Raw genomic sequence first — 24,329 nt, forward strand, 5'->3', positions numbered from 1 at the left:
AGCACGGCAGTCTGCGAGCGCTGTCGGGGAGGGAGGCAGCGTGAGCCATCTGTCCGACCCCATCCCGAACACCTTCGACGAGGAAGAGCCGCGAGATCCGTACTGGTTCAAGCGCGCCGTCTTCTACGAGGTGCTGATCCGCGGGTTCGCCGACTCCAACGGGGACGGCACCGGGGACATCCGCGGCCTCATCCAGAAACTGGACTATCTCCAGTGGCTGGGCGTGGACTGCCTGTGGCTGCTGCCGCTGTACGAGTCGCCGCTGCGGGACGGCGGTTACGACATCGCGGACTTCATGAAGATCCTCCCGGAGTTCGGCGACCTGGGGGACTTCGTCAAGCTGGTGGACGAGGCCCACAAGCGGGGCATGCGCGTCATCGCCGACCTGGTGATGAACCACACCAGCGACCAGCACCCCTGGTTCCAGGCCTCGCGCCACGATCCCGAGGGCCCGTTCGGCGACTTCTACGTGTGGAGCGACACCGACGAGCGCTACCAGGACGCCCGGATCATCTTCATCGACACCGAGACCTCCAACTGGACCTACGACCCGGTCCGCCAGCAGTACTACTGGCACCGCTTCTTCCACCACCAGCCGGACCTCAACTACGAGAACCCGGACGTGCAGGACGCGATGCTGGAGGTGCTGCGGTTCTGGCTGGACCTGGGCATCGACGGGTTCCGGATGGACGCCATCCCCTACCTGTTCGAGGCCGAGGGCACCAACTGCGAGAACCTGCCCAGGACGCACGAGTACCTCAAGCGGGTCCGGGCCGAGGTTGACCGCCTCTACCCGGACCGGGTGCTGCTGGCCGAGGCCAACCAGTGGCCGGCCGACGTGGTCGAGTACTTCGGCGATCCCGCCACCGGGGGCGACGAGTGCCACATGGCCTTCCACTTCCCGCTGATGCCGCGCATCTTCATGGCCGTGCGCCGGGAGTCCCGCTATCCGATCTCGGAGATCATGGCCCAGACGCCGAAGATCCCCGAGCACTGCCAGTGGGGCATCTTCCTGCGCAACCACGACGAGCTCACGCTCGAGATGGTGACCGACGACGAGCGCGACTACATGTACTCCGAGTACGCCAAGGACCCGCGCATGCGGGCCAACGTGGGCATCCGGCGGCGGCTGGCCCCGCTGCTGGAGAACGACCGCAACCAGATCGAGCTGTTCACCGCGCTGCTGCTGTCGCTGCCGGGCTCCCCCGTGCTCTACTACGGCGACGAGATCGGCATGGGCGACAACATCTGGCTCGGCGACCGCGACGGCGTGCGCACCCCGATGCAGTGGAACCCCGACCGCAACGCCGGGTTCTCCGACTGCGACCCCGGCCGGCTGTACCTGCCGATCATCATGGACCCGATCTACGGCTACCAGGCGATCAACGTGGAGGCGCAGCAGAAGAGCAGCGGCTCCCTGCTGCACTGGACCAAGCGGATGATCGAGATCCGCAAGCGCCACCCGGTCTTCGGTCTCGGCTCCTACGCCGAGCTGAACTCCTCCAACCCGAGCGTGCTCGCCTACGTGCGCGAGCTCGGCGAGGACCGCATGCTCTGCGTCAACAACCTCTCGCGGTTCCCGCAGCCGGTCGAACTCGACCTGCGGAGGTTCGAAGGATCCGTCCCGGTGGAGACCATGGGCGGGGTCCCATTTCCTCCGATTGGCGAACTTCCGTATCTTTTGACGCTTCCTGGGCATGGGTTCTATTGGTTCACCCTGCCGCCCGCGACCCAGGAGGCGTAGTCATGCTGACGGAGCTCCTTACCGGCTGGATAGCACATCAGCGGTGGTTCGCCGGTAAGGGGCGACCGGTCGACAAGCTCGACATCGACTCCGACATCGGACTGTCCCCGGGCCTTCGCCACCTCATCGTCTCGGTCCACCAGGCCGGCACGCACGACCGCTACCAGATCCTGCTGGGCTGCTGCGCCGACGACGTGCCCGACAGGTTCCGGCACGCGCTGATCGGCGAGGGCTTCTACGACGCGGCCCACGACGCCGACCTGACCAAGACCCTGCTGGAGGCGATGGCCGAGGGCCGCGACATCGGCCCGCTCCGCTTCCGCCACCTGGACGACGTGCACATCGACACCTCGCTGCGCAGCCTCGTCCTGGGCGCCGAGCAGTCCAACACCTCCCTGGTGTACGGCGACGCCTACATCTGCAAGCTGTTCCGCCGCCTGATCCCGGGCGTCAACCCGGAGCTGGAGATCGTCAACGCGCTGGCCGCCCGCAAGGCCGCGCACATCGCGCAGCCGTACGGCTGGATCGAGGCCGACCTCGACGGCGAGCCCACCACTCTGGCGATGACGCAGGAGTTCCTGGCCAACTCCAACGACGGCTGGGCCCTGGCCCTGGCGAGCGTGCGCGACCTGTACGCCTGGCCCCAGGGCTCGGCCGCCGACGCGGGCGGCGACTTCAGCTCCGAGTCCTTCCGGCTCGGCACCGCCACCGCCGAGGTGCACCACGAACTGGCCGACGCCTTCCCCACCGGCGTGATGGATCCGCCGGAGGTCAGGCACCTGATGGAGGAGTACCTCCGCCGCCTGGAGCAGACCGTCGCCGAGGTCCCGCAGCTGGCCGAGCACGCCCACGTGGCAGAGGAGGCCTACCGGCGGGTCTGCGAGGTGGCCCACGAGGTCCCCGTCCAGCGCGTCCACGGCGACTACCACCTCGGGCAGGTCATGCGCACCCCAACGGACTGGGTCATCCTCGACTTCGAGGGGGAGCCGGGCCAGCCCCTGGCCGAGCGCCGGGCGCTGAGCTCCCCGCTGCGCGACGTGGCCGGGATGCTCCGCTCCTTCGACTACGCCGCCCGCCACCTGCTGGCCGACCATCCCGAAGCGCAGAACCTGCTGCCGCAGGCCGCCGAGTGGGCCGAGCTGAACCGCTCGTCGTTCCTGGCCGGCTACTCGGCCGGCGGCGGGCGCCTGCGCGGCGAGGACGCCGTCCTGCTGCGCGCCCTGGAGCTGGCCAAGGCCGTCTACGAGGTGGGCTACGAGGCGCGCAACCGCCCGTCCTGGCTGCCCATCCCGCTGGCCGCCTTCCAGCACTGACGCCGCACCGGGCGCCTCGGGCACCGACATCCCGCCGACATCCTGAGAACACCGGCGTTCTCCCCTCCTATGGGCCCGAAAGGCTTTACTCTTCGCATACAAACGAAAGCGAAGAGTAAGGAGCGCCCATGGGGCGAGGGCGGACGGCGGCGATCGCGGGGGCCGCTGCCCTGGCGGGATCGTTGTTCCTGCTGGGCGGAGGAGAGAGCCCGCAGGCCGCGGGCGCACCGGCGCGGTCCCCGCTGCCGGGCGACCCGCTGACCGGCGAGGAGATCACCCGGGCGGAGCAGATCGCCTCGGCCACGCTGCGGGCGCACATGACGAGCGGGCGGGTGGAGTTCCTCTACGTCGAACGCGACGACGACAAGGCCGCCGCCGACCGGCGGCGGGCCGACGCCTACATCTACGACTACGGCGCCAACCGCCTCATCGTGCGCACCGTCGACCTCGGCTCGGGCCGGGTCGTGGCCGAAAGAGCCGGCAAGGGCGTGCAGGCGCCGCCCTCCAGGGGCGAGGAGGCCAGGGCCGCCGAGCTCCTGCTGGCCGACCGGCGGCACGGCCGGGCGGTCCGCGCGGCCTACGCCGGGGCGGCGGGCAGGGCGCTGCGCTCCCCCGCCGAGCTGGGCCTGCGGGCGCTGATCTTCAGCCCGCGCCCCAAGGACCGCACCGCCCGGGAGTGCGCGTCCCACCGGTGCGTCCGGCTGCTCGTCCGGCTCCCGGACGGCACGTGGCTGAACACCACCCGGACCGTCGTCGACCTGTCGGCCAAGAAGATCCTGACCCTGGAATGGTGACCGTGAGGCTCCCGCTGCTGATCCTCTCCTGCGCCGCGCTCGTCGCCGGCCTCACCGGGGCGGCGCACGTCCCTCCGGCCGCGCGCGCCTCCGCGGCTCAGGCCCCCTCGTGCGGCGCGCCGTACCGGATCGAGCGGACCCTGCCCGGCGGGGCCGCCTGGCGGCTGTGCTGGGAGATGCGCACCATCGAGGGGCTGACCCTGGCCGACGTCGTCTACACCCCGGTGGGCGGCGCCCCGATCAGCGTGCTGCGCAGCACCGCGCTGGCCCAGATCCACGTGCCCTACGACAGCGGCGAGCCCCGCTTCCACGACATCGGCACCCTCGGCGAGAACGCCGTCGTGCTGCAGGAGGCCGACTGCCCGGGTGGCGAGCGCCGCGAGCGGTTCGTCTGCGTGACCGTACGGCCGCGCGGCCACGCCTACCTGAAACCGCGCCCCGGCGAGCCGAACCTGTCGGCGCAGGGCAGCGAGCTCGTGGTGTACGCCGCCTTCGAGATCGGCTGGTACACCTACCTGGTCGAGTGGGCCTTCTCCGACGACGGCGCGATCACCCCGCGCGTGGGCGCGACGGGCTCGCTGTCCGGCTTCACCGCCGCGCCCGAGTACGGCTGGCCGACCAAGCGGGGCAGCACGCACGTCGAGCAGAGCCACAGCCACAACGTCTTCTGGCGGCTCGACTTCGACGTCGCCGGCCGGGGCGGCGACATCGTGGAGCAGTACGACTTCACCGGCTCCGGGACGGCCAGGCGCGCGCTCGGCCGCAAGGTGCTCGACAAGGAGACCGCGGCCGTCAACCGGCGGACGCGGTGGTGGCGGGTGGCCGACTCCGAGACCCGCAACGCCGACGGGCACCGCGTCTCCTGGGAGATCGGCAACTCCGACAGCGCCGAGTACCGTGGCCCCGACGACGAGGCCTTCACCCGCGCCGACCTCTACGTCAGCCAGTACCGCGACTGCGAGCGCCTGGCCACGGTCAACCCCGCCCCCGACTGCGCGCAGAGCGTCGACCGCTACGTCAACGACGAGCGGCTCACCGACCCGGTCGTCTGGGTGGGCGTCAGCTACCACCACGTCGCCCGTGACGAGGACGCCGACCCCATGCCCACCCACTGGCAGGGCTTCCGCATCACCCCGCGTGACGTGACGGCGGAGAACCCGCGCTGAGCGGAGGAATCTCACTTGGGACTCCGAGCCGGGGTGATCTTCTCGTTTCCGCGAGAACAGCGTAAGACGATGGGAACATCTTTCCCACCAGGCCACGGATGGGGTGGGTTGAACGCCGTCGAGCGGGCAGGGTTAGGGGATATCGTCCATCTATCGGGAGTGATCCATGAACGTGCACCTGGACCTGGACCTGAACCGGTTGGCGGGCGGGGCGCACCACGATCCGCATTCGATCCTCGGCGCCCATCCCGGACCCGGTGGGGTGACCGTCCGGGCACTGCGGCCGATGGCGGAGAAGGTCCAGGCGGTCGTGGACGGCCAGGCCCACGACATGGAGCACATGGCCTACGGCGTGTTCGCGGTGACGATCCCCGGGCTGGACAAGATCCCCGACTACCGGATCCGCGCCTTCTACGGCGACGGCGAGCCGCACGAGACCGCCGACCCCTATCGTTACTGGCCCACGCTGGGCGAGGTGGACCTCCATCTGATCGGTGAGGGGCGCCACGAGCGGCTCTGGGAGGCGCTCGGCGCCCGGATCATGCGGCACGAGGACACCGAGGGCGTCGCCTTCTCCGTCTGGGCGCCGAACGCGCGCGGGGTGCGGGTGATCGGCGACTTCAACCACTGGAACGGGTCCGGTCACCCCATGCGCTCGCTGGGCCGCTCGGGGGTCTGGGAACTGTTCATCCCCGGCCTGGCGGAGGGCGAGCGCTACAAGTTCGCCATTCTGGGCGCGGACGGGATCTGGCGGGACAAGGCCGACCCGATGGCCCGCCGTACCGAGCTGCCGCCCGCGACCGCCTCGGTGGTCGAGCGGTCCGACTACACCTGGAACGACGACGCCTGGATGCTCGATCGCCCCTCGCGCAAGGCCCTGGAAGGGCCGATGAGCATCTACGAGGTGCACCTGGGCTCCTGGCGGCCCGGCCTGTCCTACCGGGAGCTGGCCACCGAGCTGGTCGACTACGTCAAGGAGATGGGCTTCACGCACGTGGAGCTGCTGCCCGTGGCCGAGCACCCGTTCGGCGGCTCCTGGGGATACCAGGTGACCTCCTACTACGCCCCGACGTCCCGCTTCGGCTCGCCGGACGATTTCCGCCACCTGGTGGACAAGCTGCACGAGGCGGGGATCGGGGTGCTGCTCGACTGGGTGCCCGCGCACTTCCCGATGGACGCCTGGGCGCTGGCCCGCTTCGACGGCACCCCGCTGTACGAGCACGCCGACCCGGCCAGGGGCGAGCACCCCGAGTGGGGCACCTACATCTTCGACTTCGGCCGCCGGGAGGTGCGCAACTTCCTGGTCGCCAACGCGACCTACTGGCTGCGCGAGTTCCACATCGACGGCCTGCGGGTGGACGCGGTCGCCTCGATGCTCTACCTCGACTACTCGCGGCGCGAGGGCGAGTGGACGCCCAACCAGTACGGCGGGCGGGAGAACCTGGACGCGGTGGACTTCCTCAAGGAGATGAACTCCGTCTCCTACCGCGAGGCCCCCGGGATCGTCACGGTCGCCGAGGAGTCGACGGCCTGGCCGGGCGTCTCCCGGCCCGCCTACCTCGGCGGTCTCGGCTTCGGCTTCAAGTGGAACATGGGCTGGATGCACGACACCCTGGCCTATCTCCGGCACGAGCCGGTCTTCCGGCAGTACCACCACCACCAGATGACGTTCTCCCTGATGTACGCCTACTCGGAGAACTTCGTGCTGCCCCTCTCGCATGACGAGGTCGTGCACGGCAAGGGCTCGCTGCTGGGCAAGATGCCCGGCGACGAGTGGCAGCGCTTCGCCAACCTGCGCGCGCTGTTCGCGTTCATGTGGGCCCACCCCGGCAAGCAGCTGCTGTTCATGGGAGGGGAGTTCGGCCAGGGCTCGGAGTGGTCGGAGGAGCGCGGGCTCGACTGGTGGGTGCTCGAGTTCGACGGGCACAAGGGCACGCAGCGGCTGGTGCGCGACCTCAACCGGATCTACCGGGAGACCCCCGCCCTGTGGCGGCTGGACCACTCCCCCGAGGGCTTCCGCTGGATCGACGCCGACGACGCCTCCGGCAACGTCTTCTCCTTCCTGCGCTACGACGCCGACGGCTCCGCCGTGGCCTGCGTGGCCAACTTCTCCGGCGGCCCGCACGAGGACTACCACCTCGGCCTGCCGTACGGCGGGGAGTGGGAGGAGGTCGTCAACACCGACGCCTACGACTACGCAGGCAGCGGCGTGGGCAACATGGGCACCGTCGAGGCCGTCGAGGAGCCCCACCACGGCCTGCCCTACTCCGCCCACCTGCGCATCCCGCCCCTGGGCACCCTCTGGCTGCGCCACACCCCGCCCGCCGTCCCGGCCGTCCCGGAGACCGCTCCGGAGGCCGCCCCTGAGCCCCTGCTGACCGAGGACGAGGTGGAGTGATCACCCCGTCCCGTAGAGGGCGTCCAGGCCGATCAGGCGGAGACCGCCGTTCCCGGCGGCCTCCGCCCGCAGGTCCTCGGTGAAGCCCGCGCCGCCGTAGCAGGCCAGGACCGTGTCCCGGGTGTCGTAGCCCTTGCCGGCGAGGAGGTCACGGGCCCTTGCCGGGCGTTCGACGTGATGGCCGTTCACGGTCTCGCCCCACTTGGCCCCGCCCAGCGACAGGAAGCCGGGCGGGACGAGCCCCGGACGCTCTCCGCCCGGTAGACCTCCAGCTCGGACCAGCGGCGCCGCATGATCGCCTCATAGAACGTGATCAACGGCTCGGTGATGCGGTACTGCGCGCGCCCCTGCCACTCCCGTACCCGGCCGAAGATCCGTTCCGGCTTGACCAGCATGGACACTACCGGGATGAGATACAGGACTACGCGTCCCAGAACTATGGTTCTGTACCTTTTTCCGTGCTGCGGGTTCGCGGATGTCAGCGGGGATTGAGGAGTTCGGTGACCCGCACGAAACCGTCGGCGCCGTGGCCTCGGCCGATGGCGCGGCGGGTCAGGCCCTCGACTGCGCGCATCACGTTCGCTTCGATGCCGTGGGACTCCGAGACCTCGACGATGTGGGCCATGGACGACGCCGCCGAGGTGAGAGGGTTGTCCTCGCCGGAGAAGGTGCCGGCGTCGACCTCCTCCGCCTCCTGTTCGAAGATCGGCGGGAGGATCGCCCCGATGCCCTTGGCGAACGGCGCCAGTTCCCGCGCGGTGATGCCCTCCGCCCTGGCCACGGCCAGAGCGTGCGCGTAGCCGGCCATCGCGGTCCAGAAGATGTCGAGCAACGCGATGTCGTAGGCGGCCGCCCGGCCGATCTCCGGGCCGAGGTGGGTGTGGGTGCCGCCCAGGACGTCCAGCACCGCCCGGTGCCTGTGATAGAGCTCCTCGGGGCCGCTGTGCAGGAAGACCGCCTCCGGCGTCCCGATGGTCACGGTCGGGGTCATGATCGCGCCGTCCAGGTACCCGATGCCGTGCTCGGCCGCCCAGTCCGCGGCCTCCCGGGCCCGCGCGGGGGCGTCGGCGCTCAGGTTCACCACCGTGCGCCCCTTGAGTGCGGCGGTGACCGCGTCACGCCGCACGATGGCGTCCACCGCGTCGTAGTTCACCACGCAGACCACGGTCAGTTCGCTCGCGGCGACCGCCTCCTCCGGCGACGCGGCGCCGATCGCGCCCCGCGCGATCAGGTCCCGGCCCCTGCCCGGGGTCCGGTTCCAGACCGTGGTCGGCAGCCCGGCGTCCACGAAGGCGCCGGCCAGCTCCCGGCCCATCGGCCCCAGGCCGAGCACGGTGACGGCAGACTGTTCGATAGTCGAGGACATGCCTCAGCTCCTTGGAAGTCCTTGAAGAACGAGTGATCGCTGATTGGGGAGATGACGATGACGCGCAGCCGTTCCCAGGACCCGAACGTCTGCGGGGTGACCGCCGCGATCGCCGTGATCGACGGCAAGTGGAAGACGATCCTGCTGTGGCTGCTGGAATCCGGCCCGCACCGTCCCAGCGAGCTGCTCCGGCAACTGCCGGGGCTCACCGAGAAGGTGCTGACTCAGACACTGCGGGTGATGGAGGCCGACGGTCTGGTCCACCGGGAGGCGCACGACTCGTGGCCGCTGAGGACGGAGTACTCCCTGACCCCGTTCGGCCGTGACCTCTCGCAGGCCCTGGAGCCCCTCTCCGACTGGGGCCACCGCCGCCTGGAGAAGCTGGCCGCCTCCCAACCGGCTTCCTGAGCCTCCTCGCGCCGGGACACGACCCACCTCCCCGTTTCCCCGGTCCCGCCGGCCGTCCGGCCGCCCACGACCAAGCTTCGGCCCGCCGTACCCGCCCGACAAGTACCCACAAAAAGGTGGCCATGCCCGGGGCCGGAATGGTCGCCTTCCCGTGAAGGGCCGATCACCCTACGTATGATCGGCCCTTCGTCCGTCCGTGGATTAGCCGGACCTTAAATCCGCCTTATGCCGCCTCCAAGGGCATTGACCGCTGTGCGAACGGCGTCTTACTCTCCATTACTAATAGGAAACTTTCCTATGAGTACGGGGGCCAAGTACTCTTTGACCTGGAGCGACCCTTGCGACGCATCACCATCGGCTCTCTGCTCGCGGCAACCGCGCTGTTAGTCCCGCTGGGACTGGGCACCGCCGACGCCGCGACCCCCGCCACCGCGACCTACGCCACCGACTCCGACTGGGGCTCCGGCTTCCAGGGGAAGGTCACCGTCAAGGCGGGCAGCACCGCGCTGAGCAGCTGGAAGGTCGAGTTCGACCTCCCCTCCGGCACCTCGCTCTCGTCGGCCTGGGACGCCGACATGACCAAGAGCGGCAACCACTACACCTTCGTCAACAAGTCGTGGAACGGCGGCATCGCGGCCGGTTCCTCGCTGAGCTTCGGGTTCGTCGGCGCTCCGGGCGGGCTGAGCGGCGTGACGAACTGCAAGCTCAACGGCGCCCCCTGCTCCGGCACGGGCGGCACCGCCAGCCCGACGCCCACCGTGACGCCCACGGCGACGCCCACCGCCACGCCCACGGCGACCCCGACCGCCACGCCCACGGCGACGCCCACCGTGACCCCGACGGTCGACCCCAACCCCTCGGGCAAGAAGGTCGTCGGCTACTTCACCAACTGGGGCGTCTACGGTCGCAACTTCCACGTCAAGAACCTGGTCACCAACGGCTCCGCCTCGAAGCTGACCCACATCCTGTACGCCTTCGGCAACACCACCGGCGGCAAGTGCACCATCGGCGACTCCTACGCCGACTACGACAAGGCCTACACCGCGGACCAGAGCGTCGACGGCGTCGCCGACACCTGGGACCAGCCGCTGCGCGGCAACTTCAACCAGCTGCGCAAGCTGAAGAAGGCCTACCCGAACATCAAGGTCATCTGGTCCTTCGGCGGCTGGACCTGGTCCGGCGGCTTCACCCAGGCCGCGGCCAACCCGGCCGCGTTCGCCCAGTCCTGCTACGACCTGGTCGAGGACCCGCGCTGGGCCGACGTGTTCGACGGCATCGACATCGACTGGGAGTACCCCAACGCCTGTGGCCTAAGCTGTGACACCAGCGGTCCGGCCGCGTTCAAGAACCTGATCTCCGCGCTGCGCGCCAAGTTCGGCTCCAGCGCCCTGATCACCGCGGCGATCACCGCCGACGGCACCGACGGCGGCAAGATCGACGCCGCCGACTACGCCGGCGCGGCCTCGAACCTCAACTGGCTCATGCCGATGACCTACGACTACTTCGGCGCCTGGGACGCGAAGGGCCCGACCGCTCCGCACTCGGCCCTGAACTCCTACAGCGGCATCCCGAAGGCCGGCTTCCACTCCGACGCCGCCGTCCAGAAGCTCAGGAGCAAGGGCGTCCCGGCCAGCAAGATCCTGCTCGGCATCGGCTTCTACGGCCGCGGCTGGACCGGCGTGACCCAGTCCGCCCCCGGCGGCACCGCCACCGGCCCCGCCCCGGGCACCTACGAGCAGGGCATCGAGGACTACAAGGTCCTCAAGACCAAGTGCCCGGCCACCGGCACCGTCGGCGGCACGGCCTACGCCTTCTGCAACGGCCAGTGGTGGAGCTACGACACCCCGGCCACCATCAGCAGCAAGATGGCCTACGCCAAGAACCAGGGTCTGGGCGGCGCCTTCTTCTGGGAGACCAGCGGCGACACGGCCAACGGTGAGCTGATCACCGCGATCGCCAACGGCCTCAAGTAATATTTCCGGCACTCGGCCCTCCGTGCGCGTCACGCCGCGGGGGGTCGAGCCGTTTCCGCGGGCCGTACGGCTCCCGCCCCTCCTCTGAGCCCCCGGCTCCGCCCGCGTCCCGGACCGCGAATCTGAACATCTCCTGAGAAGATCCGCCGAACGGGGATGGAGGTATTCACCAAGCGGGATCGTCTGCCTAGACTCCGAATCGCCCGTTTCATCCCCCGGAGGACGCGTGCGAATTCGAGCCCTCGTGGCCCTGGCGACCGTGCTCACCCTCGTCCCGGCCGCGCCGGCGCTCGCCGAGGACCCCGCCGCGCCGCCTCCGGCGGTCAGCGGGAGTCCGGCCGCGCCACCCCCGGCCGCGCAGGAGAGTCCCGCACCGGACGCCGGGGACCCGCCGGCCGAGAGCGCGCCTCCCGCGGAGACCCCGCCCGCCGAGACCCCGCCGCCCGGGGACGCCCCGCCGGGGGACGCGCCGAAGCTGGAGGACGGGCTCGCCTCCGACCCCGACGGGACCCGCGTCATCGTCGAGGTGACCGCCCCGGCCGAGACCGCCCCGGTGGCCGGCCAGGCGCAGGCCCTTCCGGACGCCGAGGTCGTGCTCCAGCCGCCGGACACCTCCTTCATCGTGGTCGAGGCGACCGGTGAGGCCCTGGCCGCGCTGGCCGAGGACCCCCGGGTGGTGTCGGTACGGCGCGACCGCACCTACTCCCCCGCCTCACTCGCCTCGCTCGCCTCCAGCCTGCAGGTGATCGGCGCGGACAAGGTCCACGCCGCGGGCGTGCGGGGGGCCGGGCAGACGATCGCGGTCATCGACACCGGGATCGACGCCGACCACCCCGCGCTGAACGGCAAGGTCGTGGAGCAGGCGTGCTTCTCCGCGGCGGACGGGACGGTCGAGTCCCTGTGCCCCAACGGGCAGACGGCCGACCCCGGCTCCGCCGACGCCGAGACGGCCAAGTGCGTGCACGACGGCGCCAACCTCTGCGACCACGGCACCCACGTGGCGGGCATCGCCCACGCCGTCGCCCCGGACGCGGACATCGTGGCGGTCCAGGTCTTCAGCCGGGACAACGACTGCCTGGGCGACGGCAGCGGGGAGGTCTGCCTGACCGCCTACGAGTCCTCCCTCCTGCTCGCCCTCGACCACGTGGCCAGGCTCAAGGACTCCCGTCCCGGCCTGGTCTCAGCCAACCTCAGCCTCGGCGGCGGCCTCTTCGAGGGATCGTGCGACGACGTCGCGGAGCTGCAGTCGATGAAGGAGAAGGTCGACGCGCTGCGCGCCAGGGGTGTGGCGGTCGCCGCCGCCGCGGGCAACGACGGCGTGACCGGCGGCGGGGCCCCGGGGTGCTTCTCCGGGGCGGTGACCGTGGGCGCCACCGGTGACGACGACCACGTGGCCTCCTGGTCCAACCACGGCCCCACGCTCGACCTGTTCGCGCCGGGGCTGGAGATCGACTCCGCCGTCCCCGGCGGCGGCACCCAGGTCTACAGCGGGACCTCGATGGCCACCCCGTACGTCGCCGGCGCGTTCGCCCTCATGGCCGGGAAGTTCCCCGGCGAGGCTCCGGACGCCCTCCTGGACAGGCTGAGGACGGCGGGCCGCCCGATCACCTACGCCGGGGTGACCACGCCCCGCCTCGACCTGGGCGTCGCGGTCCTCGGCGGCGAGCCCCAGCCCGGCGTCAGTCAGGAGCCCGAGCCCGGGGACGACCCGTCCGAGGACACCCCGGACACTCCCGGCACCCCCAGCCCGGAGCCCAGCTCCGGTCCGCAGCCGAGCCCCGGCCCGCAGGACACCCCGCCTCCGGCGGACCCGGCGCCCGTCCCGCTGCCCACGGTGACCGTCACCGTGACCGTGACGGCCACTCCCCCCGCGGGCACGCCGGCGGTGTGCGTCCGGGGCAAGGCGGCCGGGACCCTGACCGTCGCCCAGTGGGCCGCGGAGATCACCCGGGGCAAGGGGAGCCTGCCGGACGAGACGCTCGGCTGTTATCTGCGCCTGATCGGCAAGGCCAGCGCGGTCTTCCCCGAGGTGACGCGCGCCTCCACGCTGGGCACGGCCTACCGGGTGCTCAAGCCCGCCGCGAAGACCGCGAAGACGAAGAAGGCCAAATTCGACAGCGAGCTGCTGGCCGCCTGGCTGAACTGGGCGAACGGCGCGGTCAACCTCACCGCGAAGGCCGGCGGCGCGGCCACGGTCAAGACCGCCCTGGCCTCCGCCGAGAAGCGCCGGCTCAAGGGAACATCTCTCACCAAGTCCACCTCGACCCTACGAAAGTATGTGAACGCCCGCCGTATCGCCTGAGCCCGGGACGCGTCGCTTAGGGTGAGGCGTATGGACGCGACCAAGGTGATCACCGAGACCGTCGACCGCATCCGGCAGCGGCGCACCGCCCCGCTGGTGCTGGAGCTCGACCTCACCGAGGGCCTGACGGACAGGCCGCCGACCGATCCGCTCGGCGCGGTCCTGTCCATGCGCAAGACGCGGCTGACCGACGTGCTGTCGGGACTCAAGCGCGCCCGGCAGGACAGCCGGGTCAAGGGACTGATCGTCAAGATCGGCACGAACCCGCTCGGTCTGGCCATGGTGCAGGAGCTGCGCCAGGCGGTGGTCCGGTTCCGGGCGGCGGGCAAGCTGACGGTGGTGTTCGCCGAGACGTTCGGCGAGTTCGGCGCGGGCACCGTTCCCTACTACCTGGCCAGCGCCTTCGAGCGGGTCTATCTCCAGCCCTCGGGCGACGTCGGGCTGACCGGCGTCTCGCTGGAGCAGCGCTTCGTCCGGGGCGCGCTCGGCAAGCTCGGCGTGGAGTACGAGCTCGGCCAGCGGCACGAGTACAAGACGGCCGCGAACATGTTCACCCAGGACCACATGACCGAGCCGCACCGCGAGTCGGTCGCCCGCATCGCCGAGTCCGTCACCGAGCAGGTCGTCGCCGGCATCGCCGAGGGGCGCGGGATCGACCCGGCCAAGGTCCGCGAGCTCATCGACCAGGGCCCGTTCATCGGCTCCGAGGCCGTCGACGCCGGGCTGGTCGACCGCCTCGCCTACCGCGACGAGGTCTACGACGAGGTCAAGCGGGAGACCGGGGAGGAATCCCTGCTGCTCTACGTCGCCCGCTACCACCGCGGCGGCCTGGCCAAGAAGCTCCCGCACCCGGGCGAGCAGGTCGTGGCCCTGATCCAGGCCAGCGGCGCGATCCGGCTCGGCCGCAGCGGGCGCAGCCCGCTGGGCGGCGGGGGCGCGGTAGGCGCCGACACGATCAGCGCCGCCCTGCGCGCGGCCCGCCGCGACGACCACGTGAAGGCGGTCGTCTTCCGGGTGGACAGCCCCGGCGGGTCCTACGTCGCCTCGGACACGATCTGGCGCGAGGTCGTGCTGCTGCGCAAGGCGGGCAAGCCGGTCGTGGTCTCGATGGGTGACCTGGCCGCCTCCGGGGGCTACTTCATCTCGATGGCCGCCGACGTGATCATCGCCCAGCCGGGCACCCTCACCGGGTCGATCGGCGTCTTCGGCGGCAAGCCCGTCATCGGCGAGCTGCTGGACAAGATCGGCGTGACCTCCGAGACCGTGAGCGAGGGCGCCAACGCGGCGATGTTCTCTCCCTCGCACGGCTTCTCCGAGGCGCAGTGGGCGCGGGTCAACGCCTGGCTGGACCGGATCTACGACGACTTCGTCGGCAAGGTGGCCGAGGGCCGCGGCCTGACCCGCGATCGCGCCCACGAGCTGGCCAGGGGCCGGGTCTGGACCGGCTCCGACGCCCGCGCCGGCGGGCTGGTCGACGAGATCGGCGGTCTGGAGGACGCCCTCGAACTGGCCCGCAAGCGGGCCGGGCTGGCGGCCGACGCCCCCGTGCGCAGTTATCCCAAGCTGCACCCGCTGGAGCGCCTGCGCCCGCCGGAGTCCAGCGAGGACAGGTCCGCCGCGCTGGCCAGGGTCCGGCTGGAGGCCTGGGGCCCGCTGGCCCAGCTGGCCGGCGAGCTGGGCCTGTCGCCGTACGGCCCGCTCATCCTGCCCGGCACCTGGACGATCCGCTGACATCACCCGCCACGCCCCGCCCGCGACCGGACGGTACGGCGGTGCGTGGCGGGCCGGGTGCCGCCCGTCCGTGAGGCACGTCCACGCTGGGCCGGGTGCCGCCCGTCCGTGCCGCCGCCGCGAAGACAGCCCGGTGAACACCCTGGCCGACGGGCCCGTGGCCGATAGCGATCCATGAACGGCTGACGCCCCGGCGAACACCCCGGCACCCGTTCATCACGGCCCCCGGGCACCCTTCATCACGACTGCCCTGGTGACCACGGCCGCCCGGGTGTCACGGACGTCCTGCTCGGCCGGCATGCGGCGCAGCTCGGGCGGGCGACACCCGGCCTGCCACGGACGCGCCTCACGGGTGGGCAGTACCTGTCCGGCCCCGGACCCGTCTCACGGGCGGCTTGCCGTACGGCGGGCGGGGCGGGATGCGCCTCAGTCCGCGGCTCGGGGGGCTCCGGTCGCGGCGGCGATCACCCGGGTGAGCGCCCGGTGCAGGTCCTGCAGTTCCGTCAGGTCCATGCCGAGCCGCTCGACGATCGCCGCGGGGATCGTCTCGGCCTGCTCCCGCAGCGCGCGGCCGGACCCGGTCAGCGTCACCGCCAGGGAGCGCTCGTCGGCGGCGGCGCGGCGGCGTTCGACGAGCCCGGCGGCCTCCAGGCGCTTGAGCAGCGGCGAGAGCGTGGCGGGCTCCAGCTGCAGCAGCCGGCTGAGCTCCTTTACCGACAGCGGCGAGTGCTGCCACAGCGCCAGCATCACCAGATACTGCGGATGGGTCAGCCCCATCGGCTCCAGCACCGGCCGGTAGAGGCCGATCACCGACCGCGAGGCGACCGCCAGGGCGAAACAGACCTGGTTCTCCAAGGCCAGCGGATCGACGGCATCCTCGGCGACGGCATCCTTCTCGATCTCGGCGATGTCGCCTATGTCACTCATGTTCACCTCCTAGCGCACTCGCTGCCATGCTATCCCGTTTAGTAAGCTAATGGTTAGCACACTAATCATTAGCGCTCGATCCAGTGCTCTCCCGGTTCCCGTACCGCCATTCGGGCAGGGAGCCATATAACCCGATAATTCAGACAGCATCGAGACAGCACCGAGCACCCGTCACCGAGGAACGGTCATGGCACGTCAGAAGAGAAAGAGCCTGGAAGAGCGGATCGCCGACCGCCAGGCGCAGCGCCCTCCCCTGAAGGAGGACAAGCACTTCGAGCACGGCCCCGCCAAGTGGCTGTTCGTCGCCCTGATGGTGTTCATCGTGCTGATCCACCTCGTCGGCCTCGTCATCGTCATGATGATGGAGACCTGACGGTCCCGGACGACGCCGGCGGGCCTCAGCCCACGGGGCGATAGCGGCCGCGGAGCCGTACGAGCGGGACGGCCGCGGCGTCGACGTAGTCGACCACCAGGACCCGGGCCAGATAGAGCGTGTGGTCTCCGGCGGGGACGACCTGGGTCGTCTCGGCCTCCAGGGCGGTGACGCCCTTCTCCACGACGAGGGCCCCGCTCAGCTCGCCGCGGTGGTGCGCGGTGCCCGCGAGCAGCAGCCGGGCGCCGGGGCGGCCGGGGGTGGCGAAGCGGCTGGCGATCGCCTTCTGCTCCGCCGAGAGCACGCTCACCGCCCAGCGGTCGTGGCGCAGCAGCAGCTCGTTGAGGTATCCCCCGCTGGCCAGGCTGACCATCACCAGCGGCGGGTCGAGGGAGACGGAGGCGAAGGTGGTCACGGTGGTGCCCACGTCGTCACGGCCGTCCTGCACGGTGACGACCGAGACCGCCCCGGCGACCTGCGCCATCGCCTCGGTGAACTCGCTCATCCGACCTCCCTCACGCCGAACCACTCTAAAGTCACGGGCCGCCGCCCCCGTCCCGGGCCCCTGACACGGCAAAGGACCTCCGACACGGGAAAGGGCCCCGGCACGGTAAAGGGCCCCGGCACGGTAAAGGGCCCCGGCACGGCAAAGGATCCCTGACACGGGAAAGGGCCCCCGCTCCGGGCGGGGACCCCTTCCATCCGGCCTCTGCGACCCCGGAGCGCACGGCGCCGGGAGCCGCGGAGGCTACAGCAGGCCGTTCTGGGTCAGCCAGTCCTTGGCCACCGCGTCGGCGTCCTCCTTGTCGACCGCGACGCGCTTCATGAGCGCGACGAGGCCGGCCGTGTCGAGCTTGGCGGAGATCGCGTTCAGCGTGGTCCTGACGGTGTCGTTCACCCCGGCCTTGTTCACCAGCGGGGTGATGTTCTCGGCGGCGAAGGCGTTCTTGGTGTCCTGCAGCGAGACCAGGTCGTTGATCACGATCTTGGGGTCGGTGGTGAAGACGTTGCCGACCTGGACGGTGCCGTCCTTGATGGCGTCGGCGGTGGCGTCACCGGTCTTCTTCCACTCCTTGAACTCCAGGCCGTAGGTGTCCTTGAAGTTCTGCTCCTGGCGGGACTGGAACTCCGGCGGGCCGCCCACCGAGTAGTTCTTGGCGACCTTGGCCAGGTCCTCGATCGTGGTCAGGCCGTCCTTCTGGGCGGTGGCCTTGGTGACGGTCAGCGAGTTGTTGTCCTCGGCCGCGGCGGGCTCCAGGACCTCCAGCTCGGCCGGGAGCTTCTCCTTCAGCGCGGCGACGACGTCGTCCTTGCTCTTGGCCGTCGCCTCCTTGTCGACGTAGGCCAGCAGCGAGCCGATGTACTCCGGCAGGATCGTCAGGCCGCCGCTCTTGACCTGGTCGTAGAGGACCTCGCGGCTGCCGATGTTGAGCTTCTCCTCGACCTGCACGCCCTTGGCGGTCAGGGCCTGGGAGTAGATCTCGGCCAGCAGGACGTTCTCCGGGAAGTTGGCCGAGCCGACGACGACCTTCCCCCCGGACGCGGGCGCCGACGCGGCGCCGGACTCCGCGGGGCTCGCCGACGCGCTGGTGAGCGGGTCTCCGCCGCCACCGCACGCGCTGAGAGTGAGCGCCGCGGACAGGATCACGGCCGCGGTGCCGAAGAAGCGCTTCATCGTGCTTTCCCTTCTAAAACGGGGGGTAATGCATATTTTATCGGATCCTCTGGCGTCCGCTCACCCCGGGGGACACCGAGATCCTCTGAACCAGTGCGAACAGTCCCTGGACGGCCAGGGCCAGCGCGGCCACCAGGACGGCCCCGCCGATCGCGCGCGGATAGTCCTTGGTCGCCAGACCGTCGATGATGTAACGCCCCAGACCGCCCAGACCCACGTAGGCGGCCACCGTCGCGGTCGCCACCACCTGGATCGCGGCCGTGCGCATGCCGAGCAGGATCAGCGGGAGCGCGACCGGCACCAGCACCCCGCCCAGGACCTGGCGCCCGCGCAGGCCCATGCCGTACGCCGCGTCGCGCAGCTCCGGGTCCACCCCGCGGATGCCCTCGTAGGTGTTGACCAGGATGGGCGGTACGGCCAGCGCCACCAGCGGGATCAGCACCGGCGCGATCGTGCCGACGCCCATCAGCAGCACGACGAGCACGAGCAGGCCCAGGGTCGGCAGGGCGCGGGCCGCGTTGGCGCTGAGCACCACCAGCACCGCGCCCTTGCCGGTGTGCCCGATCCACAGCCCCAGCGGGACCGCGAGCACCACCGCCAGCAGCAGCGAGAGCCCGGCGAACACCAGGTGCTCCAGCACCCGCAGCGGGATGCCGTCGGGGCCGGACCAGTTGGCGGCGTCCCCGAAGAAGTCGATCAGCCAGTTCACGCCGCCTCCCGCACCCTCGACCTCGCCGTGGACCACGGGGTCAGCCACCGCTGCGCCACGACCAGCAGCAGGTCGGCCACCGCGGCCAGGATCGCGGTCAGCACGACGCCGACGACGATCGGGGTGGGGAACTGCCGCTGCCAGCCGTCGATGAACAGATAGCCGAGCCCGCCCCGGCCGACCAGCGCGCCCACGCTGACCAGGCTGATGCTGGAGACCGTCGCCACCCGCAGGCCGGCCAGCACCACCGGCACCGCGATCGGCAGCTCCACCCGCAGCAGCCGCCGCAGCGGGGTGAAGCCCATGGCCACCGCGGACTGGCGGACGTGTTCGGGCACCGAGGTGAGCCCGTCCACGACGGCCGGGATCAGCACGGCCATCGCGTAGAAGGTGAGCGGCACGATGATGGTCGCCCGGGTGGCCAGGCCGGTGATCGGGATCAGCACGATGAAGACCGCCAGCGAGGGCAGCGAGTAGATCACGTTCATCGTGCCGACCGTGGGCTGGTAGAGCCAGCGCCAGCGGGCGCCCGCCAGCCCGAGCGGAAGGGCCAGCAGCAGCCCGGCGACCACCGGGACCAGCGCCATGATGATGTGGTCGGCCAGCAGTTCCTGGATCTCCGGCCAGTTGCGCCCGATCCAGTCCCAGCGGACCAGCGGCTCCTCACCCACGGGCACCGTCCGCGACCCGGGCCAGCGCCTCGTCCAGCGCCTCGCGGGTCGCCACCCCCACGACCCGGCCGGACCCGTCGACGGCGACCGCGTTCCCCGACGGGGACAGCAGCGCCGCGTCCAGCGCGGAGCGCAGCGAGTCGCGGCCTCTGACGAAGGTGCCGTACGGCGCCGCCGGCACCTCGGCCAGCGTGCCGGAGTCCGGCAGGTCCTTCGGAGCGATCCAGCCCAGCGGCCCGCCGTCGTCGCCGACCACGACCAGCCAGGCCTCCGCCGTACCGCGCACCGAGGAGACCTCGGCCGAGACCGGCACGGTCAGGTCCCCGCGCAGGCGCAGGCCGTCGCCGGGGACGAAGGACAGCCGCCGGATGCCCCGGTCGCGGCCCAGGAACTCGCGGACGAAGTCGTCGGCGGGCTCGGCCAGCAGCGTCGCCGGGTCGGCCAGCTGCGCCAGCCTGCCGCCCACTCTGAGCACGGCCACCCGGTCGCCGAGCTTGATCGCCTCGTCGATGTCGTGGGTGACGAACACGATGGTCTTGTTGAGCTCGGCCTGCAGGCGCAGCAGCTCCTCCTGCAGGCTCGCCCGCACGATCGGGTCCACCGCGCTGAACGGCTCGTCCATCAGCAGCACGGGGGGGTCGGCGGCGAGCGCGCGGGCCACGCCGACCCGCTGCTGCTGGCCGCCGGACAGCTGGAAGGGATAGCGCTCCGCCAGCCGGAGGTCCAGGCCGACCCGCTCCAGCAGCTCCATGGCGCGGGCGCGGGCCTTCTTCTTGTCCCAGCCCAGCAGGTACGGCACCGTCGCGACGTTGTCGACGATCTTCCTGTGCGGGAAGAGCCCGGCCTGCTGGATGACGTAGCCGATGCCGCGCCGCAGGGTCGGCGGGTCGATCGTCGTCACGTCCACGCCGTCGAGCAGGATCCGCCCTCCGGAGGGGTCGATCATTCTGTTGATCATTCTGAGCGACGTGGTCTTGCCGCATCCCGACGGGCCCACGAAAACGGTGATCTCCCCGGTGGGCACCTCGAGACTGAGATCGTCCACGGCGACGGTCCCGTCCGGATACCGCTTGGTGACACCGTCAAATGTGATCATGCATTACCCCTGGATTTCCGCAGGGCCCGCGGCTCCCCTGCCACAGCCGCCCCATGATCTATCGCGGACCAGCCTACGGCGGTCGCTCCGGATCTGTCCCCTTACCCCCAGTCAAACGCCTTCGACATCAAATAGGTATCCAATAATGCGAAGGGTCTCGTTGACTTGGCATCATTGCCCATATCGTGGGCATGACACCCTCTCGCGCACCACGCGTCACACTCTTCACCGCCCCGCCCCGTCCGTACCCAGAGGAACCGGTTCCCGCCGTGACCCAGCCGCTCCTCGGTCAGCGATCACGCAGCGAGTTGATCGCCGAGCTCTACGACCGCCACGCCTCCGGTCTGTTCGCGTACTGCCACGACCAGCTCGGCGATCCCGAGACCGCCGGGGCGACCCTCGTGGCCGTCCTCACCGCCGTCACCTCCGTGGAGCCCCCGCGCGCCGCGCTGTACGCCCTGGCCCGCCGTGAGATCCACCGGCGCGACGTCGTCTACGCCCCGTCGCCCGCCGTGACCGATCCCGCCTCCGCCTTCGTCGAACGGGTCCTGCGCGAGCTGCGTCCCCACCAGCGCGAGGTGCTGTACCTGTCGGGCGTGTGCGAGATGGACACCGTCGAGATGTCCTGGGTGCTCGACGTGGCCGCCGACACCGCCGACGAGCTCACCGTGAGCGCCTGCCGCCGCTTCGCCCAGTCGCTCAACTCCGCCCTGGCCTCGGTCCGGGTCCCGCCCGGCGCCGAGGAGGTGTTCGGCGCGCTCGCCGTCGCCCCGATCCGCGACGTGCTGGCCCGCGCCCCCTGGGCCACCCCGCCCGGCGCCCTGCGCGCCGCCGTGCTGACCGCCTCGGGGGTCGGCGCGCCCCCCGCCCCCATGATCACGTCGCTCCCGGTGAAGGCGCTCTGGCCGACCGCCGGCAGCTGGCCGCCGCCCGTGCCCGAGGCCGGAAAGCCGGCCGGGCTCGACGTCCTCACCCCGCCAGTGGGGATCGGCGTCCCCTCCACCCGGCCGGTGGGCCCCGGTGTCCCGTCCGCGCCGCAGACCGGCCCCGACCTCTTCTCGCCGCCCGACCCGCAGGCCGTCTCCGCCCACGAGGCGACCACCGAGCCCATGCCCAAGCTGCGCGACTCGGTACTGGACGCCCTCGACGACGCGGCCCTGCAGCCGCCGCGCCGCCCCCGGCCGCAGCGGCCCAGGCCCCGGGTGGCGATGCCGCTGTCCTCGCCCATCCCGCCGGACATCCTGGAGAGCAACCCGCCCCGGCTGGACTATCCGATTCCCGGCGACCTGTTCCGTCCCCTGACCCCGGAGGCCAGGGCGGCCCTGGCCTACACCGACAAGCTCGTCGCCTCCGCCCCGCGCCCCGCCCCGGACGAGACCGAGGCCCCGGGCCGGACGGGGAAGGGGACCGAGGAGTCCCGGCTCCCGGACTGGCCCCTGCCGGTGGACCAGCTGGGCGGCCTGGCGCCTCCCTTCGGCCGGGAGTCCCGGCCTGGCGGCATCCCCGGACCGGGCGACACCCTCGGGCTGAGGGACACTCTCGGGCTGAGGGACACTCTCGGTCTGGGCGGCCTGGGGGCGGGTGGCGCCTTCGCCTCCCCCGCGTCCGCGGCGGAGCCCCGGACGCAGGACGGGACGGACGGGCGGCCGATCGCCGGATCCGGCCGGAGCACGGCCTCCGGTGAGACCGCGAACCCGAAGCGGGTGGAGAGCGGGAGCCGCCGCAGGCCCAAGCCGGTCAAGCGCGGCGAGCACCACTACGACTGGGCGTGGGAAGTGGTCGGCTTCCTGATCTGCCTGGTGATCGCACTGATCGTCTTCTTCGCGGTCCCGACGATCGTCACCCCGTGAGCGGGCGCGGGCCCGTGATTTGCGGCCCGCACGGATTTCTCACGAAATGATCTTCCGCGATCCCCTCGTGCTGCTCCTTTGCCGTGTGCGATGATAAATATGGTAAGCGCTTGGTGACGGGACAGTCACGGAGCGGAGTCGGAGGCGCGCTTTTAGGGGCGCAAGCAGAGGCGAACGGCGATGCGATCGATCGATCCCGACCAACTCGATGCCCTCTCCGCCAGCATGGGCCTGCACGGCAACGTCGTCATCGTGCACCTGTCCGGCGAGCTCGACATGGCGACGGCCCCCCGTCTGCACCTGCAGCTGTCGGAGGCCGCCCGCCTCATCTCCCCGCCCCGCCTGGTCGTCGACATGGCCGGTCTCGGCTTCTGCGACTCCTCCGGCCTGAACCTGATGGTCAAGACGCTCAACGAGGTGAAGCGGGCCGGCGGGCGCCTGGTCCTCAGCGGGGTCGGCGAGCGCTTCACCCGGCTGCTGCGCGTGACGGGGCTGGACCGGTCGTTCCAGACGTATCCCAGCGTCGAGCTCGCCGCGGCGGAGCTCGGGGACATCGCCTACTGACATCGCCTGCTACATCGCCTGCTGACTCGTCCGCCGGCGCCCACCGGGACACGCTCCCCGCCGTCCCCGGCTCAGCCGCCCGACAGGACCAGGCCGCTCGTGGGAACGCCCGTCCCGGCGGTGACCAGAACGTTCCGCACGTCCCGCACCTGGTTGACCGAGGTGCCGCGGATCTGGCGCACGGCCTCGGCGATGCCGTTCATCCCGTGGATGTACGCCTCGCCGAGCTGCCCGCCGTGCGGGTTGACCGGCAGCCGCCCGTCGATCTCGATGCCGCCGTCGGCGACGTAGTCCCGGGCCTCGCCGCGCCCGCAGAAGCCCAGCTCCTCCAGCTGCGTCAGGACGAACGGGGTGAAGTGGTCGTACAGGATGGCGGCCTGGACGTCCGACGGGCCCAGCCCGGACTGCTCCCAGAGCCTGCGGCCGACGACGCCCATCTCCGGCAGGCCGGTCATGTCGTCGCGGTAGTAGCTGGTCATCATCATCTGGCCCGCCCCCGAGCCCTGGGCCGCGGCCCGGATCACCGCGGGCGAGCGGCGCAGGTCGCGGGCGCGCTCGGCCGAGGTGACCACCAGGGCCACCGCGCCGTCGCTCTCCTGGCAGCAGTCGAGCAGGTGCAGCGGCTCCACGATCCACCGGGAGGCCTGGTGCTCCTCCAGCATGATCGGCCGCCCGTGGAACCAGGCGGCGGGGTTGGTGGCCGCGTGCCGGCGCATCGCCACGGCCACCCGGCCGAAGTCCTCCGAGGTGGCGCCGTACGCGTGCATGTACCGCCGGGCGAACATGGCCACCCAGGCCGCCGGGGTCATCAGCCCGTACGGCACGTGCCAGCTCATCTCCAGCCCCTGGGACGACGGCTCGCCGCCGAGCCGGGCGTCGGGCTGGCCGAACCGGCGCCCGGAGCGCTCGTTGAACGCGCGGTAGCAGACCACGGTCCTGGCGACCCCGGTGGCCACGGCCATGGCGGCGTGCAGCACCGTGCCGCAGGCCGCCCCGCCGCCGTAGTGCACGCGGGAGAAGAACGACAGATCGCCGATGCCCACCTCGCGGGCGACCGCGATCTCCTGGTTGGCGTCCTGGGTGTAGGTGACCATCCCGTCCACGTCGGCCGGGCTCAGGCCCGCGTCGTCCAGCGCCGCGAACACCGCCTCGGCGGCCAGCCGCAGCTCGGACCGGCCGGACTTCTTGGAGAACTCGGTCGCGCCGATGCCGGCGACGGCCGTACGGCCGGAAAGTGAGGACACGTGTCTGCACCTCTCGTGGGTGAAG

Annotated in this window: 22 protein-coding genes; 12 read left to right on the forward strand and 10 right to left on the reverse strand. The window is 71.3% G+C overall.

The features are described 5' to 3' along the window. Nucleotides 1-40: 40 nt before the first annotated feature. From treS to glgB, 5 genes are all read left to right on the forward strand, one after another. A complete protein-coding gene (gene treS, locus Psi01_RS15680; protein WP_204064734.1) occupies nucleotides 41-1,744 on the forward strand; it encodes a maltose alpha-D-glucosyltransferase in 1,704 nt (567 codons plus the stop codon). A 2-nt stretch (nucleotides 1,745-1,746) separates the two neighbouring features. Beyond that, nucleotides 1,747-3,057 carry a maltokinase N-terminal cap-like domain-containing protein gene (locus tag Psi01_RS15685; RefSeq protein ID WP_204064735.1) on the forward strand — a complete coding sequence of 437 codons (1,311 nt, stop codon included), beginning with the start codon at nucleotides 1,747-1,749 and terminating at the stop codon, nucleotides 3,055-3,057. 128 nt (nucleotides 3,058-3,185) lie between these two features. Continuing rightward, nucleotides 3,186-3,851 carry a hypothetical protein gene (locus Psi01_RS15690; RefSeq protein ID WP_204064736.1) on the forward strand — a complete coding sequence of 222 codons (666 nt, stop codon included), beginning with the start codon at nucleotides 3,186-3,188 and terminating at the stop codon, nucleotides 3,849-3,851. Nucleotides 3,852-3,853: 2 nt separating this feature from the next. Continuing rightward, a complete protein-coding gene (locus tag Psi01_RS15695) occupies nucleotides 3,854-5,017 on the forward strand; it encodes a copper amine oxidase (RefSeq protein ID WP_239127707.1) in 1,164 nt (387 codons plus the stop codon). Between the two features lie 166 nt (nucleotides 5,018-5,183). Next, the gene (glgB, locus tag Psi01_RS15700) at nucleotides 5,184-7,415 is read left to right on the forward strand and encodes a 1,4-alpha-glucan branching protein GlgB (protein ID WP_204064738.1); all 2,232 of its coding nucleotides are present in this window, start codon (nucleotides 5,184-5,186) and stop codon (nucleotides 7,413-7,415) included. Here the strand turns inward: glgB and Psi01_RS15705 are convergent, their stop codons facing one another. The 3 genes from Psi01_RS15705 to Psi01_RS15715 form a co-directional block, all read right to left on the reverse strand. Further along, nucleotides 7,416-7,604 (reverse strand): hypothetical protein, encoded by a 189-nt coding sequence (locus Psi01_RS15705; RefSeq protein WP_204064739.1) that lies wholly within the window; start codon nucleotides 7,602-7,604, stop codon nucleotides 7,416-7,418. Beyond that, nucleotides 7,601-7,816, reverse strand: coding sequence for a hypothetical protein (locus Psi01_RS15710; protein ID WP_204064740.1), 216 nt, complete (start codon nucleotides 7,814-7,816; stop codon nucleotides 7,601-7,603). Before Psi01_RS15710 ends, Psi01_RS15705 begins: the two co-directional genes overlap by 4 nt. 77 nt (nucleotides 7,817-7,893) lie before the next feature. After that, nucleotides 7,894-8,781: an NAD(P)-dependent oxidoreductase gene (locus Psi01_RS15715; RefSeq protein WP_204064741.1), complete on the reverse strand. Its 888-nt coding sequence runs from the start codon at nucleotides 8,779-8,781 to the stop codon at nucleotides 7,894-7,896. A 57-nt stretch (nucleotides 8,782-8,838) separates the two neighbouring features. On the opposite strand from Psi01_RS15715, the gene Psi01_RS15720 reads away from it, so the two are divergent. From Psi01_RS15720 to sppA, 4 genes are all read left to right on the forward strand, one after another. Next, nucleotides 8,839-9,189 (forward strand): winged helix-turn-helix transcriptional regulator, encoded by a 351-nt coding sequence (locus Psi01_RS15720; protein WP_204064742.1) that lies wholly within the window; start codon nucleotides 8,839-8,841, stop codon nucleotides 9,187-9,189. Between the two features lie 338 nt (nucleotides 9,190-9,527). Continuing rightward, on the forward strand, nucleotides 9,528-11,162 hold the full coding sequence (locus Psi01_RS15725) for a glycosyl hydrolase family 18 protein (protein WP_239127717.1): 1,635 nt from the start codon (nucleotides 9,528-9,530) through the stop codon (nucleotides 11,160-11,162). A gap of 226 nt (nucleotides 11,163-11,388) precedes the next feature. Next, complete coding sequence (locus Psi01_RS15730) at nucleotides 11,389-13,464, forward strand: S8 family peptidase (RefSeq protein WP_204064743.1); 2,076 nt, start codon at nucleotides 11,389-11,391, stop codon at nucleotides 13,462-13,464. 30 nt (nucleotides 13,465-13,494) lie between these two features. Then, nucleotides 13,495-15,195, forward strand: a complete 1,701-nt coding sequence (gene sppA / locus Psi01_RS15735; RefSeq protein WP_204064744.1) for a signal peptide peptidase SppA — start codon at nucleotides 13,495-13,497, stop codon at nucleotides 15,193-15,195. A gap of 426 nt (nucleotides 15,196-15,621) precedes the next feature. On the opposite strand, the gene Psi01_RS15740 is transcribed toward sppA, so the two are convergent. Then, complete coding sequence (locus tag Psi01_RS15740; protein ID WP_204064745.1) at nucleotides 15,622-16,122, reverse strand: MarR family winged helix-turn-helix transcriptional regulator; 501 nt, start codon at nucleotides 16,120-16,122, stop codon at nucleotides 15,622-15,624. Between the two features lie 187 nt (nucleotides 16,123-16,309). Between Psi01_RS15740 and Psi01_RS15745 the strand changes: the two genes are divergently transcribed. Continuing rightward, nucleotides 16,310-16,495: a hypothetical protein gene (locus tag Psi01_RS15745; RefSeq protein ID WP_204064746.1), complete on the forward strand. Its 186-nt coding sequence runs from the start codon at nucleotides 16,310-16,312 to the stop codon at nucleotides 16,493-16,495. 25 nt (nucleotides 16,496-16,520) lie between these two features. Here Psi01_RS15745 and Psi01_RS15750 read toward each other — a convergent pair whose 3' ends face one another. The 5 genes from Psi01_RS15750 to Psi01_RS15770 form a co-directional block, all read right to left on the reverse strand. Next, entirely contained in the window at nucleotides 16,521-17,000 is a 480-nt protein-coding gene (locus Psi01_RS15750; protein WP_204064747.1) for a flavin reductase family protein, read from the reverse strand. A 243-nt stretch (nucleotides 17,001-17,243) separates the two neighbouring features. Then, the gene (locus Psi01_RS15755) at nucleotides 17,244-18,170 is read right to left on the reverse strand and encodes an ABC transporter substrate-binding protein (RefSeq protein WP_204064748.1); all 927 of its coding nucleotides are present in this window, start codon (nucleotides 18,168-18,170) and stop codon (nucleotides 17,244-17,246) included. 37 nt (nucleotides 18,171-18,207) lie between these two features. After that, nucleotides 18,208-18,879 (reverse strand): ABC transporter permease, encoded by a 672-nt coding sequence (locus tag Psi01_RS15760; protein WP_204064749.1) that lies wholly within the window; start codon nucleotides 18,877-18,879, stop codon nucleotides 18,208-18,210. Beyond that, nucleotides 18,876-19,550 (reverse strand): ABC transporter permease, encoded by a 675-nt coding sequence (locus Psi01_RS15765; protein ID WP_204064750.1) that lies wholly within the window; start codon nucleotides 19,548-19,550, stop codon nucleotides 18,876-18,878. The genes Psi01_RS15760 and Psi01_RS15765 overlap by 4 nt, the downstream gene beginning before the upstream one ends. Next, entirely contained in the window at nucleotides 19,543-20,646 is a 1,104-nt protein-coding gene (locus tag Psi01_RS15770; RefSeq protein WP_204064751.1) for an ABC transporter ATP-binding protein, read from the reverse strand. Before Psi01_RS15770 ends, Psi01_RS15765 begins: the two co-directional genes overlap by 8 nt. Nucleotides 20,647-20,915: 269 nt before the next feature. Between Psi01_RS15770 and Psi01_RS15775 the strand changes: the two genes are divergently transcribed. Continuing rightward, entirely contained in the window at nucleotides 20,916-22,496 is a 1,581-nt protein-coding gene (locus tag Psi01_RS15775) for a hypothetical protein (protein WP_204064752.1), read from the forward strand. Between the two features lie 180 nt (nucleotides 22,497-22,676). After that, a complete protein-coding gene (locus Psi01_RS15780; protein ID WP_203877016.1) occupies nucleotides 22,677-23,060 on the forward strand; it encodes an STAS domain-containing protein in 384 nt (127 codons plus the stop codon). Nucleotides 23,061-23,131: 71 nt separating this feature from the next. Here the strand turns inward: Psi01_RS15780 and Psi01_RS15785 are convergent, their stop codons facing one another. Next, nucleotides 23,132-24,304: a lipid-transfer protein gene (locus Psi01_RS15785; protein WP_204064753.1), complete on the reverse strand. Its 1,173-nt coding sequence runs from the start codon at nucleotides 24,302-24,304 to the stop codon at nucleotides 23,132-23,134. Nucleotides 24,305-24,329 lie beyond the last annotated feature (25 nt).

It is taken from the genome of Paraplanobispora siamensis (assembly GCF_016863175.1).
Lineage (GTDB): Bacteria > Actinomycetota > Actinomycetes > Streptosporangiales > Streptosporangiaceae > Planobispora > Planobispora siamensis.